Raw genomic sequence first — 13,261 nt, 5'->3', positions numbered from 1 at the left:
GCCGCGTGCAGCGTGCGCGCGGGGCCCGGCGTCGTCGTCGCTGCCCCCGACCCGGCCCCTGCCCCGGTCCCCGCGGGCGTCGGCGGCGCCGCGCACCCGCACGCGGGGTGCGGGGCCCACGACCGGAGCCGCGGCACGGCGTCCGGCAGGGCGACCTCGGCCGTCGTCCCGCACAGCAGCGGCACCGTGCCGGCCAGCAGGGCCAGCACCTGGGCGGACGCGAGCGCGGCGCACGCGGCGGCGAGCACACCGACCTCGCCGGGCCGCGGCGCCGCGCGGTCGGCGCCCTCGCCCCGGCGCGCCGTCGTCGCGGCGAGCACGCGCGGCCACCCGGCGTCGGCGTCGGCGCGGTGCAGGTCCAGGCACCGCAGGCACGGGTCGGCCGTGCCGGGCCGCACGCACGGACCGACCACGGCGTCGGCGGCGCGCACCACCACGGACAGGTGCGGCACGCCGCTCGCGGTGAGCAGGGCCCCGCGCGCGGGGTCCGCGGCGTCGGGCTCCACGACGACCACGACGTCGGGCTCCGCGTCGCCGTCGACGCGCACGTCCGGCGCCACGTCGCGCAGGACGCGGCGCAAGGCGGCGGTCCGCGGGGCGCCCACGTCGCTCCAGCGGTGGGTCCCGCCCGCGACGTCCGCCGAGCCGACGGTCCCCTCGTCGTCGAGGAGCAGGGTGCCGACGCCCGCCGCGGCGAGCAGCCGCGCCGTGCCCGCGCCGGTCGGGCCGAGGCCCACGACGCCCACCACGGCGTCCCCCCGCCCACGGACCACGTCCTCGCCCGCGGCGTCGGGGCGCAGCAGCGACCACGCCGTGGCGTCCGCGGCGGTGGGGCCGCGGACCACGCGTGCGCGCGGCGGGTCGGGGCGCACGAGCCCGGCGGCGTGCAGCGCCGCGACCAGCTCGCGCGTGCGGGCGGCGTCCGTGCGGGTGTGCCGCGCGGCCGCGGGCAGGGCGGCCAGGTCCGTCGCCTCGTCGACCCGTGCCCACATCGCCACCTCGGCCGGTGCGAGGCCGTCGAGCACCACCGCCCAGCGCGGGTCCTGCCCGACCTGGACGGCGTCGACGTCGCGCACGAGCACGCGCAGTCCCGGGCGCAGACGGAGCGGGGTGCCGGTCACGGCGGACACCCTGGCAGCCGCGGGGCAGGCGCGCGTCGGGTCGTCCACAGGCCCGGCGCACGCGGGGCCGGCCCGAGCCGCCGGACACGCCGAGGGCACCGTCGCCCACGACGGTGCCCTCGGATGCGCGTGTGCGCGGGCGTCGCCCGCGGTGCGTCAGGCCTTGCCGAGGATGCGGTTCAGCTTCGTGCCGCAGACGGGGCACGTGCCCTTCGCCATCCGGCGCCCGGACTCGGAGACGACGACCTCGCCCTCGGTCTCCCGCTTCTCCTTGCACTTGACGCAGTAGAACTCGCCCGCCCAGGTCTCGGCCATGTGGTGCCTCCTCGTGCTCCGTCACCGGACGGCGGGGTGCCGCCCGGGCACCGGACCGTGACGGCCACCGTGCGGTCTCACAGTAGTGCGCGGCCCCCGCCCGGCCGGGGGCGAACGGGGACGCAGGGCCGTCCCGGACGGGTGAACGACTCGGCGGCCCGTCGCGCCCGCGGGCGTCGGCGGGGGCGCTAGCGTGCGTGCATGCCGACGCCGCGCGAGCAGGACCCGCGCGGCGTCGTCGCGCCCGCCGTGGAGGTGCGCCGCTCCCGCCGCCGGGTGCGCACGGTGAGCGCGTGGCGCGAGGGCGACCGCACGGTGGTCGCGATCCCGGCCCGCTTCACACGCGCGCAGGAGCGCGAGTGGGTGGGCCGCATGGTCGAGCGGCTGGCCGCGCAGGAGCGCCGCCGCCGGCCGTCGGACACGCAGCTGCTGGCACGCGCGCAGGACCTGTCGCGCCGCTACCTCGGCGGCCGGGCGGTGCCGTCCACGGTGCGCTGGTCGTCCAACCAGGGACGTCGCTGGGGGTCGTGCACGCCGTCGGACGGGACGATCCGCATCAGCGACCGTGTCCGCGGCATGCCGCGGTGGGTGCTCGACTACGTCCTGCTGCACGAGCTGGCGCACCTGCTGCAGCCCGGGCACGGGCCCGCGTTCTGGGCCGAGCTGACCACGTACCCGCACACGCAGCGGGCGCGCGGGTTCCTCGAGGGCTACGCGTTCCTGCGGGACGGCACGCCGGGCGACGGACCGCCCGGCGAGGAGCCCGCGGCCGACGACGAGGTGGACGACGTCCCGGTGGGCGAGGGCACGGTCGACGACGACGGGGTGGACGACGGTCCGGTGGACGACGACGCGGTGGACGACGACGCGGTGGACGACGATGCCGCGGGGCGCGACGCCGTGGACGGCACCGTCGTGGCCGCCGACGCCGACGACGTGCCCGCCGACGACGCGCCCACCCGTGACGCGCGATCGCCCGCTCGGCGGCGCGCGCCCCGCTGAGCGCCCGCGGTCAGCCCGCGACCGGGCCCGTCCGCCCGCCGCCGTCGGTGGCGTCGCCGTCAGGCCCGTCGCCCCCGGGCCCGTCCTCCCCGGCCGGTCCCGTCCCGCCGTCCGCGTCGAGGATCTCCGCGAGCGCGCGGTCGAGGTCGGCGCTGCCCTCCACCTCGGCCCGTCGCCGGGCGTCGTACCCCGCGGGGTCGTCGAGGTCCTCGGACGTCGGCACCAGGTCGGGGTGCGCCCACACGGCGTCGCGGCCGTCGACGCCGCGGGTGGCGGCGAGGTGCGCCCACACGGCGGCGGCGTCGCGCAGGCGGCGCGGGCGCAGCTCGAGGCCCACGAGGCTGGCGAACGTCTGCTCGGCGGGGCCGCCGGCGGCGCGGCGCCGGCGCACCATCTCGCGCAGCGCGACGGCGTGCGGCAGGTGCGGGGCCGCGGCGGCGGTGGCCACCTCGTCGACCCAGCCCTCGACCAGGGCGAGCGCCGTCTCGAGACGTGCGAGCGCGGCCTCCTGCGCGGGGGTCGTGCGCGGCGAGAACACCCCGCCGGACAGCGCCTCCTGCAGGGCCGACTGGTCGGTCGGGTCGATGGACCGGACCGCCTCCTCGAGCTGGTCGACGTCGATCTCGATGCCGCGCGCGTACGCGGCGACGGCGTCGAGCAGGTGCGCGCGCAGCCACGGCACGTGCGCGAAGAGCCGGTTCGCGGCCGCCTCGCGCAGTGCGAGGTAGAGGCGGACCTCCTCGAGCGGCGTGTCGAGCCCGTCGGCGAACGCGTCGACGTTGGTGGGGACGAGCGCCGGCGCCGGCCGGTCGAGCAGCGGCAGGCCGATGTCGGCGGTGCCGAAGACCTCGCGGGCCAGCGTCCCCGCCGCCTGGCCGACCTGGAGGCCGAAGACGGCGGAGCCGAGGCCGCGGAGCAGCTGCGCGGGGTCGCCGAACGGCAGGCCGCCCGGGAACCCGCCGGGCAGCCCGAGCGCCGTGTCGGGCTCCTCGCCGAGCGCGGGACGCAGGGCGTCGGCGAGCGCCGCCGAGAGCGACACGGCGACCGGCTCGGTGAGGGTGCGCCACGTGGGCAGGGTCGCCTCGACCCACTCGGCGCGGCTCCAGGCGCGCGCGGGGCCCGAGGACGGCGGCAGGTCGGTCGCCGCGTCGAGCCACAGCTCGGCGACGGAGAGGGCGTCGACGACCTCGCGCGCGCGGCCGGGCGACAGGGAGGGGTCGCCGCCCTGGGCGGCCTGCTGCCGGGCGAGGTCGTGGGCCATCTGCCAGTTGACGGGCTCGTCACCGGACGTCGCGAGCATGTGCTGCACCTGCGCCATCGCCTGCTGCAGGGCGACGGGGTCGGCGGGCAGGCCGGACGCGGCGGCCATCGCCGACGGGTCGACGCCCATGGCCCGCATCTGCGCGATCGCGTCGTCGGCGGCGGGGCCGAGCATCGCGCGCAGCACCTGCTCCCACTGCTCCGGGTCCGGCTGCTGCGGACCGCCGGGGGCGGGGACGTCGGGGCTCATGCGGGCCTCCTGGCTCGGGGGTGACCACCGTAACCACGCCGCGCGCCGCCCCGGCAGGTGCGCCCGGACGGTTCGCTGAGGGCGGAGGCGGCGGCCTCGTGCGGGACGACGCGCGTGCGTGCGCGATGATCTGTCCGTGCTCGACGACCAGCCGGCCCCGCACGGGCCCCAGGGCGACAACCTCACCGACGTGCCCCTCGCGGAGCGGCCGCGCGCGACGCCCCGTGCGCTCGTCCTCGCGCTCGGCATGCTCGTGACGTCCGCGCTCGCGGGTGTGCTCGTCGTGCTGCCGGCGCCGTACGCGGTGACGAGCCCCGGCCCGACGCGCGACGTGCTCGGCGAGGCGGACGGCACCCCGCTCATCCAGGTGGAGGGCGCGGAGACGTTCCCGTCGAGCGGCGAGCTGCGCCTCACCACCATCTCGGGGACCGGCGGACCCGGGTACCCGTCGTACGTGTCGACGGTGCTGCGGGGCTGGCTGTCCGGGGCGTCGGTCGTCCGGCCGGTCGAGGAGGTCTTCCCGCAGGACGCCACGCAGGAGGAGATCGACGAGTCCAACACCGAGCTCATGGTGACGTCGCAGGAGACGGCCACCGTCGCGGCCCTCACCGAGCTGGGGTACGAGGTGCCGGCGACGCTGGTCGTCGCCGGGACGGTCGCCGGCACCGACGCGGAGGGCAAGCTCGAGGAGGGCGACGTCCTCACGGCGCTCGACGGCGAGGCGCTGCCGGACTACCAGAGCCTGATCCGTCGCCTCGAGGACGTGCGGCCCGGTGCCGTCGTGACGCTCTCGGTGACGCGGCACGCCCAGCCGCTCGACGTCGAGGTCACGACGGGGGAGCGGGAGGAGGGCGGCGCGCAGATCGGCGTGTTCGTGAACCCGTCCTTCGACCTGCCGGTCGACGTCACCATCAGCATCGACGGCATCGGCGGGCCGAGCGCCGGCACGATGTTCGCGCTCGGGATCGTCGACCTGCTGACCCCGGAGGACGAGGCCGACGGCGAGGTCATCGCCGGGACCGGCACGATCGACGTGACGGGTGCCGTCGGCTCGATCGGCGGCATCCGGCAGAAGCTCGTCGGGGCGCAGCGCGACGGTGCCGCGTGGTTCCTCGCGCCGGCGGGCAACTGCGGCGAGGTCGTGGACCACGTGCCCGACGGCCTGCGCGTCGTGCGGGTCGCCACGCTGCACGAGGCGCGCGAGGCGATGACGGCGATCGGCGCCGGCACCGCGGACGACCTGCCGACCTGCACCGCGGGCTGACCGGCCGGCGACGGGCGCGACCGGCCGGCCGCGCCGTCGGAGCCGCGCCGTCGGAGCCGCGCCGTCGGAGCCGCGCCGTCGGAGCCGCGCCGTCGGGGCGGCGCCGTCGGGCCGGCTCAGTCGAGCGTCGCGCGCACGGCCTCCACGAGCCCCGGCACCAGGTCCGGCCCCTGGCCGACGGCGTCGTCGCTGTCGTGCGCGCGCGTGCGCAGCGCGCACCACGCGGGCCCGCCGCGCAGGGCGCCGACGGCCATCCGGACGTCCTGCCGGGCGGGGTGGGCGAGCAGGGCGGCGAGCGCGGCCTCGGGGTCCTCGGGCAGGTCGGCCTCGGCACCCGGGGGCAGCACCACGCGCTCGACGGTCACGGCCGCGCCGTCGACGGCCGCGGGCCACGAGAGCCCGGCGAGGAGCTGCTCGAGGTCGGCGGCGGCCGGCAGGCCCTCCTGCTCGACGGACGTCAGGTGCCAGTCGTCGGCCTGCGCGGCCGCCAGCACGGCGGGGTCGAGCTGCGCGGCCAGGCCCGGCTCGGAGGCGAGCGCGGCCTGCGTGCGCACGAGCGCGAAGACGCGGACCGGTGCGTCCCAGCCGGCGGCGGCGACGTGGTGCTCGATCTCGCGCACGGCGTCGGCGAGCGCACGCGCGGCACGGGCGTCGGGGTCGGCGGCGGACGGGTCCGGGGTCGGCGTGGTGCTCACGCGGGCCATCGTCGCACCCGTGTGGGAACCTGTGAGCCCTCCGGCGCGTTCGCCAGGCGACGGGTCCCGCCCGTCGGTGCACGTCCGTCTGTGCGCACGGTCCGCACGCCGGTCCGAGGAACCCCCGAGAAACGACGAGGAACGCCACGCCGTGACCTTCGCCTCCCCGCCCCGCCCACGACCGGACGGGCCACGCCGCCGCCGCGGCCCGCTCGTCCCGACGCTGATCACGCTCGCCGCCCTGGTGGTGCTCGTCCTCGTCCTCGCCCAGGTGTGGACCGAGGTGCTGTGGTTCTCCCAGCTCGGCTTCACCGAGGTCATCCGGACCGAGTGGCTGACCCGCGCGGTGCTGTTCGTGCTCGGCTTCGCCGTGATGGCCGCCGCCGTCGGGTTCTCGCTGAGCTACGCGTACCGCTCGCGGCCCGTCTACGCGCCGTCGACGCCGGAGCAGGCCAGCCTCGACCAGTACCGCGAGGCCATCGAGCCGCTGCGCCGCCTCGTGCTCGTCGTCGGCCCGGTCGTGCTCGGCCTGTTCGCCGGCGGTGCCGCGTCCCAGCAGTGGACGACCGTGCAGCTGTGGATGCACGGCGGCACGGTCGGGGAGACCGACCCGCAGTGGGGCATGGACATCGGGTTCTACCTGTTCACGCTGCCCGGCCTGCGGTTCGTCGTGTCGTTCCTCATGGCCGTGGTCGTGCTCTCGATCATCGCGGCCGTCGCGACGCACTACCTGTACGGCGGCCTGCGCATCGGCGGCCAGGGCGGCTCGCGCACCACGCGCGCGGCGCGCGTGCACCTGTCGGTGCTGGGCGCGCTGGTCCTCCTGCTCATCGCGGCGAACTACTGGCTCGACCGGTACTCGATCCTCACCAAGCAGCAGACCGGCAGCCAGCGCTGGCAGGGCGCCGGCTTCACCGACGTCAACGCGGTCATCCCCTCGAAGGCGATCCTCGCGGTCGCCGCCGTCGTCGTGGCGGGCGCGTTCATCGCCACCGCGTTCACCAGCAACTGGCGGCTGCCGGCGATCGGCGTCGGCCTCATGGTCGTCGCCGCCGTCGTGGTCGGCGGCGTGTACCCGGCGGTCGTGCAGCGCTTCCAGGTGCAGCCGAACCAGCAGGACGCGGAGAGCGAGTACATCCAGCGCAACATCGACGCGACGCTCTCGGCCTACGGGCTCGAGGACGTGCAGACGAGCGAGTACGACGCCACGGTCACCGCGGAGCCGGGCGCACTGCGCGAGAACGCCGAGACGACGGCGTCCATCCGCCTGCTCGACCCGAACATCGTCTCGCCGTCGTTCAAGCAGCTGCAGCAGATCCGTGGCTTCTACGACTTCCCGGAGTCGCTCGCGGTCGACCGCTACACCGTCGAGGGCGAGAGCCGCGACACCGTCATCGCGGTCCGCGAGCTCAACCAGGCGGGCCTGAGCGACCAGCAGCGCAACTGGACCAACGACACCACCGTCTACACGCACGGGTACGGCGTCGTGGCCGCGTACGGCAACACGCGCGGCGCGCGCGGCGCACCGGAGTTCTGGGAGAGCGGCATCCCGTCGTCGGGGCCGGTCGGGCAGCTCGGCGAGTACGAGCCGCGCATCTACTTCGGCCAGCTGTCGCCCGAGTACTCCATCGTCGGCGGGCCCGAGGGCACCGACGGCTGGGAGTTCGACTACCCGGACGACACCACCGGCACCGGGTCGGTCCCGTACCGCTTCCCGACGCAGGACACGTCCGCGGGCCCGACGGTCGGCGGCATGTGGCACAAGCTGCTGTACGCGCTGAAGTTCGGCGACGAGCAGATCCTGTTCTCCGAGCGGGTGAACGAGGACTCGCAGATCATCTACGACCGGCACCCGCGGGACCGCGTCGCCAAGGTGGCCCCGTACCTCGACCTCGACGGGCGCGTCTACCCGGCCGTCGTCGACGGGCGCGTGAAGTGGATCGTCGACGGCTACACGACGTCGGACCAGTACCCGTACGCCGCGACGCGCTCCCTCGAGGAGGCGACGACCGACTCCCTCACGGAGCGGAGCGCGACCGTCGAGGCGCTCCTGCCCAAGCAGGTGAACTACATCCGCAACTCGGTGAAGGCGACCGTCGACGCGTACGACGGCTCGGTCGAGCTGTACGCGTGGGACACCGAGGACCCGGTGCTCCAGGCGTGGTCGGAGGTCTTCCCGACGTCGCTCAAGCCGCTCGACGAGATCAGCGGCGACCTGATGAGCCACCTGCGGTACCCGGAGGACCTGTTCAAGGTCCAGCGCGCGCTGCTGAACCAGTACCACGTCACCGACGCCGGCCAGTTCTTCTCCGGCAACGACTTCTGGCAGAACCCGGCCGACCCCACGACGTCCAACGCCGAGGTCGCCCAGCCGCCGTACTACCTCACCCTGCAGATGCCGGGCGAGGACGAGGCGACGTTCTCGCTGATGTCGACGTTCATCCCGGGTGGTGGCAACGCGCGCAACGTGCTGACGGGCTACCTCGCGGTCGACGCGGACGCCGGGTCGACGCCGGGCGAGGTCGCGGAGGGCTACGGCACCCTGCGGCTGCTCGAGCTGCCACGCGACTCGACGGTGCCCGGCCCCGGCCAGGCGAGCGCCAACTTCACCGCCGACCCGACGGTGTCGAACGAGCTCAACATCCTCGCGCGCGGCGACTCCACCGTGCGGCGCGGCAACCTGCTGACGCTGCCCGTCGGCGGCGGTCTGCTGTACGTGCAGCCCGTGTACGTGCAGGCGTCCAGCGGCACGACCTTCCCGCTGCTCCAGCGCGTGCTCGTGTCGTTCGGCGACCAGATCGGGTTCGCGCAGACGCTCGACGGCGCGCTCGACCAGGTGTTCGGCGGCGACTCGGGCGCGGAGGCCGGCGACGCCGGCGCCGAACCGGTCGAGCCGCCGGACGCGGGCGAGGAGCCGGCGACGGAGGACCCGGGCACGGGCGCCACGCCGGAGCCGACGCCGACCGAGGGCGCCGAGGCGCCTGCGGCACCCGCGGCGCCGCCGGCCGACGCCCGCACTGCCCTGGACGCCGCGCTGCGCGACGCGCAGCAGGCGATCCAGGACGGCGAGGCGGCGCTCGCCGAGCGCGACTTCGCCGGGTACGGCGAGGCGCAGCAGCGGCTCGACGAGGCCCTGCAGCGTGCGATCGACGCGGAGGCGCAGCTGGGCGGCTGACGCCGTGCAGCTGGGCGGCTGACGCCGCGCGCACCGACGCACGACGAGGTCGGCACCCGCATCGGGTGCCGGCCTCGTCGCGTCGGGCCGCGTCCCGCCCGCGTCCGTCGCCTCCCGCGCGGACGGTTCGTCGGGTGTCGGTGGCGGGGTGCACGCTTGGCCCATGACGTCGCCCGCGGACCGCCGCACCGTCCTGCTGTACCTCGGCGCGGCCCTCGTGTGGGGCTCGAGCTTCCTGTTCATGAAGGTGGGGCTCGAGGGGCTGGCGCCGGCGCAGGTCGCGCTCGGGCGGCTGCTGCTCGGCGCCGTCACGCTGGTCGTGGTGATGACGGTCCTGCGGCGCCGCTGGCCGCGGGACCGGCGCACGTGGGGCCACCTCGCGGTCATCGGCGTGCTGCTCTGCGTCGTGCCGTTCCAGCTGTTCGCGTGGGCGGGCCAGCACCTGGCGTCGGGGCTGTCGAGCATCCTCAACGCGACGACGCCGCTGATGACGTCGCTGGCCGTCGCGCTCGTGCTGCCCGCGGAGCGGCTCACCCGGCGGCAGGGGCTGGGCATCGCCGTGGGCGCCGTGGGCGTGGTCGTCATCGTCGGACCGTGGACGTACCTCGACGGCGGCGGGGTCGCCGCACCGCTGCCGGCCGTGCTCGCGTGCCTGGGCGCGACCGCCTGCTACGGCCTCGGCATGACGTACATGCGGCGGTTCGTCACGCCGCTGCGGCTGCCCGCCGAGACGGTCGCGGCCGGGCAGATCGCCGTCGCCGCGCTCGTGATGCTGGCGCTGGCCCCGGCGGTGGCGCGCGGGCCCGTGACGCTGACGTGGCCGGTGGTGCTGTCGATGGTGGGGCTCGGCGCGCTGGGGACGGGCATGGCGTACGTGTGGAACACCCGGGTCGTCGACACGTGGGGCGCGCAGCGCGCGTCGACGGTCACGTACCTGACCCCGGTCGTGGGCGTGGTGCTCGGCATCCTCGTGCTCGACGAGCGGCTGCACTGGTACGAGCCGGTGGGCGGGCTGCTCGTCGTGCTCGGCATCGTGGTGGCGCAGCGGGCCCGCGCACGCACGCCCGCGCCGACGGGGGAGCCGGTCGCCGCCCCCGTGCCGCCGGCTGCCGGCGTCGGCGTGCAGGCGCCGGGGGCGCCGCGTCCCTGACCCGGCACACCGGTGTGAACGGCCGGTGGCCGGGGTGTGACGCGGGGCACGTCGCCTCGATTTGGTTGCCCGTCCACGGCTGACGTACAGTAGAGACACCGACGCGGGGTGGAGCAGCTCGGTAGCTCGCTGGGCTCATAACCCAGAGGTCGCAGGTTCAAATCCTGCCCCCGCTACACAGAGGACGAAGGCCCGGACCAGACGGTCCGGGCCTTCGCCGTTCCGGCGTGCGGGTCGCCTCCGTCGAAGGATGCAACCCGCCGCACCCCTCCTTCCGAGGCTCGATGGCCGGCACGCCCGGTTCCTAGGTTCGAGATCGACACCACGACCTCGACCTCGGGAGCACACCATGGCCACCACCACGACCGCGGGGACGACGGCCACGGCCGTCCACCTCGTCGACATCCACAGGACGTACCCGGGCCGCGAGCCCGTCCACGCGCTGCGCGGCGTGTCCCTCGAGCTGCTCGCCGGTTCCGTGACGGCCGTCGTCGGCCAGTCCGGCTCCGGCAAGTCGACCCTGCTCAACTGCGCCGCCGGCCTCGACACGCCGACCCGCGGGTCCGTCGTGGTCGGCGGTCACGACCTCACGGCCCTGCGGCCGGACGACCTCACGCGGTTCCGCCGCGAGCACGTGGGCTTCGTCTTCCAGGCCTACAACCTCATCGGGCACCTGACCGCGCGGGAGAACGTCCGCCTGCCGCTGCTGCTCGCCGGCCGCCGCGTCGACACGGCGTGGGAGTCGACGCTGCTGGAGTTCCTCGGCGTGCCGCACCTCATGGACCGGCTGCCGGCCGAGCTGTCCGGCGGGCAGGCGCAGCGCGTCGCGATCGCCCGCGCGCTCGTCACGCGGCCCGCCGTCGTCTTCGCGGACGAGCCCACGGGTGCGCTCGACTCCCGCACCGGTGCCGCGGTGCTCGAGGTGCTGCGCGGCACGGCCCGCGAGCTCGGGCAGACCGTCGTCGTGGTGACGCACGACGCGGGGGTCGCGGCCGCGGCGGAGCGCGTCGTCGTCCTCGCGGACGGGCTCGTCGTCGGCCGGCTGGAGCACCCGACCGCCGAGCAGGTCACCGCCCGCCTCCTCGCGCAGGGGCGGTGAGCGCCGTGTGGCAGCTCGCGTCCTCGGGCGTCCGCGCCCACCGCGGTGCCTACGCCGGCACCGCTGTCGTGCTCGCCGTCGCCTCGGCGGTGCTCGCCGTCACGGGCGTCCTGCTCGAGTCCGGGCTCCGGATGCGGTCGGCCGCGGGCACGCTCCTCGTCACGCTCGCCTCGTCCTACGCCGGCACTCTCGTCGTCGTCGTGGTGATGGTCGTCGCGGCGACCGTCAGCCTCGCGCTGCGCAGCCGTCGGCGGGAGCTGGCCCTGCTGCGGGCCGTCGGCGCGACGCCGGCGCAGGTGCGCCGGGCCGTCACCCTCGAGGTCGGCGTCGTCTCGCTCGTCGCGGCGCCCGTCGGGGCGGTCGCGGGCCTGCTCGGCGCGCGCCTCCTCGACCCGGTGCTCGTGCGGTCCGGCATGGTCGCGCCCGACTTCACCTCGGCGCTCTCGCCGCTGCCCGTCCTCGCCGCCGTCCTCCTCGTCGCCGTGACCGCGGTGCCGGTGGGCCGCCTGGGGGCGCGGGAGGCCGCGCGCACCGCGCCGACGGCGGCGCTCCGCCAGAGCGCCGTCGAGGACCGGCAGGTCGGCGCCGGCCGGCGCGTCACCGCGCTGGTGATGACGCTCGGCGGCCTGGCCGTGGCGTCCTCCTCGCTGTGGGTCCCGGGGACCGTCGGGAGCGCCACGGCCTCGATGTCGGCCTTCCTGCTGGTCGGGGCGGCGGCGCTCGCCGGGCCCGTCCTCGTCGGCTGGGTCTTCGACCGCCTGGCGCGGCTGCACCCGGCGGGCGGCCGGCCCGCCACGGTGCTCGCCGTGCGGAACGTGCGCGGCTTCTCCCGGCGGCTCACCACGGTGGTCGTCCCGCTCGCCCTCGTCGTCGCCGCCGCGACCGTCCAGACGAGCGTCAACCGGGCGATCACGACCGCCGCGCAGCAGGAGTTCGTCGCCGCGGTCACCGCGGACCTCGTCGTCACGCCCGGCGAGGGCGCGCCGCAGGACCTGCCGGCGCGGGTCGCCGCGGTGCCCGGCGTCGCGTCGGCGGTCCCGCTGGCCACCGTCCCGGCGCAGCTGCGCAGCGAGGACGAGGGCGTCGTCACCTGGGAGGCGGCCGCCCTGCGCGTCGTCCCCGCCGACACCCTCGCGCTCGACCCGGACGTCGTCGAGGGCACGCTCGCGGACGTCGACGCGCCGGGCGCCGTGGCCGTCAGCAGCGACACGGCGTTCCAGACCGGCGCGGGCCTCGGCGAGACGCTCACGCTGCGGCTCGGCGACGACCTCGTCGAGGTGACGGTGGTGGCGGTCTTCTCCCGCGGCCTCGGCGTCGGCGGGCTCCTCACGGGTGCGGCGACGGTGGAGGCGCACGGGCTCCCGGTGGTGGCCGACACCCTGCTCGTCGACGTCGCCGCCGGCACGGACGCGACGGACGCGGCGGCCGCGATCGGCGCCCTGGGCGCGACGGCGGCCGACCCCGCGACCCACGTCGCGACGGCCCTGCGGTCGGCCGGCGGGGAGAACGACATCGGGGTGGCCCTGCTCCTGCTGCTGCTGGCGGTCGTGGCGGTCGGCGCGGCGAGCACGCTCGCGATGACGACGGTCGCCCGCCGCGACGAGCTCGCGCTGCTGCACCGCACCGGCAGCACGCGCCGCCAGCTCATGGCCATGACGACCGTCGAGGCGGCGATCACGGGCGTGACGGCGTGGGCGCTCGGCACCGTCGCGGTGGTGCCGGCCGTCGTCGGCGTCAGTGCCGGGCTGCTCGCCGGGCCGCCCGTCGTCGACGTGCGGTCGTACGCCGTCGTCAGCGCCGCCGTGATGGCCTTCGCGCTCGTCGCGACGGCGCTGGCGGCGCGGCGCACCACGCGGGTGGCGACCGCCGTCGCGTGACCCGCGGGACGGCGGGCGGAGAGCGCCGACCCGTGGGCGAGGGCTACCGGCTG

At 76.6% G+C, this 13,261-nt stretch carries 10 protein-coding genes and 1 tRNA gene; 7 read left to right on the top strand and 4 right to left on the bottom strand.

Going from position 1 to position 13,261, the window contains the following annotated elements; all coding sequences use genetic code 11:
* Both ACFUMH_RS15755 and ACFUMH_RS15750 read right to left on the bottom strand, forming a co-directional pair.
* Positions 1-1,121: ThiF family adenylyltransferase (locus tag ACFUMH_RS15755; RefSeq protein ID WP_378207593.1), on the bottom strand; the 1,121-nt coding region annotated here is incomplete at its 3' end.
* A gap of 156 nt (positions 1,122-1,277) precedes the next feature.
* Positions 1,278-1,436, bottom strand: a complete 159-nt coding sequence (locus ACFUMH_RS15750) for a DUF5679 domain-containing protein (protein ID WP_135973665.1) — start codon at positions 1,434-1,436, stop codon at positions 1,278-1,280.
* Between the two features lie 201 nt (positions 1,437-1,637).
* Here ACFUMH_RS15750 and ACFUMH_RS15745 point away from each other — a divergent pair, with 201 nt between their 5' ends.
* The gene (locus tag ACFUMH_RS15745; RefSeq protein WP_378207588.1) at positions 1,638-2,438 is read left to right on the top strand and encodes a M48 family metallopeptidase; all 801 of its coding nucleotides are present in this window, start codon (positions 1,638-1,640) and stop codon (positions 2,436-2,438) included.
* Between the two features lie 10 nt (positions 2,439-2,448).
* Here the strand turns inward: ACFUMH_RS15745 and ACFUMH_RS15740 are convergent, their stop codons facing one another.
* Entirely contained in the window at positions 2,449-3,948 is a 1,500-nt protein-coding gene (locus tag ACFUMH_RS15740) for a zinc-dependent metalloprotease (protein WP_378207585.1), read from the bottom strand.
* Positions 3,949-4,084: 136 nt separating this feature from the next.
* Here ACFUMH_RS15740 and ACFUMH_RS15735 point away from each other — a divergent pair, with 136 nt between their 5' ends.
* Positions 4,085-5,212: a PDZ domain-containing protein gene (locus ACFUMH_RS15735; protein ID WP_378207582.1), complete on the top strand. Its 1,128-nt coding sequence runs from the start codon at positions 4,085-4,087 to the stop codon at positions 5,210-5,212.
* Between the two features lie 116 nt (positions 5,213-5,328).
* On the opposite strand, the gene ACFUMH_RS15730 is transcribed toward ACFUMH_RS15735, so the two are convergent.
* Entirely contained in the window at positions 5,329-5,916 is a 588-nt protein-coding gene (locus tag ACFUMH_RS15730) for a PPA1309 family protein (RefSeq protein WP_378207580.1), read from the bottom strand.
* A gap of 142 nt (positions 5,917-6,058) precedes the next feature.
* Here ACFUMH_RS15730 and ACFUMH_RS15725 point away from each other — a divergent pair, with 142 nt between their 5' ends.
* The 5 genes from ACFUMH_RS15725 to ACFUMH_RS15705 all read left to right on the top strand — a co-directional run bounded on the left by ACFUMH_RS15725 (position 6,059) and on the right by ACFUMH_RS15705 (position 13,208).
* Entirely contained in the window at positions 6,059-9,082 is a 3,024-nt protein-coding gene (locus ACFUMH_RS15725) for a UPF0182 family protein (RefSeq protein WP_378207577.1), read from the top strand.
* A 163-nt stretch (positions 9,083-9,245) separates the two neighbouring features.
* Positions 9,246-10,232, top strand: coding sequence for a DMT family transporter (locus tag ACFUMH_RS15720; RefSeq protein WP_378207574.1), 987 nt, complete (start codon positions 9,246-9,248; stop codon positions 10,230-10,232).
* Between the two features lie 102 nt (positions 10,233-10,334).
* Positions 10,335-10,408: transfer RNA gene (locus ACFUMH_RS15715), tRNA-Met, on the top strand.
* 173 nt (positions 10,409-10,581) lie between these two features.
* A complete protein-coding gene (locus ACFUMH_RS15710) occupies positions 10,582-11,331 on the top strand; it encodes an ABC transporter ATP-binding protein (RefSeq protein WP_378207571.1) in 750 nt (249 codons plus the stop codon).
* A complete protein-coding gene (locus tag ACFUMH_RS15705; RefSeq protein WP_378207568.1) occupies positions 11,328-13,208 on the top strand; it encodes an FtsX-like permease family protein in 1,881 nt (626 codons plus the stop codon). The genes ACFUMH_RS15710 and ACFUMH_RS15705 overlap by 4 nt, the downstream gene beginning before the upstream one ends.
* Positions 13,209-13,261: the final 53 nt, after the last annotated feature.

The sequence above is a fragment of the Cellulomonas sp. NPDC057328 genome, assembly GCF_042667215.1.
Lineage (GTDB): Bacteria > Actinomycetota > Actinomycetes > Actinomycetales > Cellulomonadaceae > Cellulomonas.
This window is presented reverse-complemented; position numbering and strand designations above follow the sequence as displayed.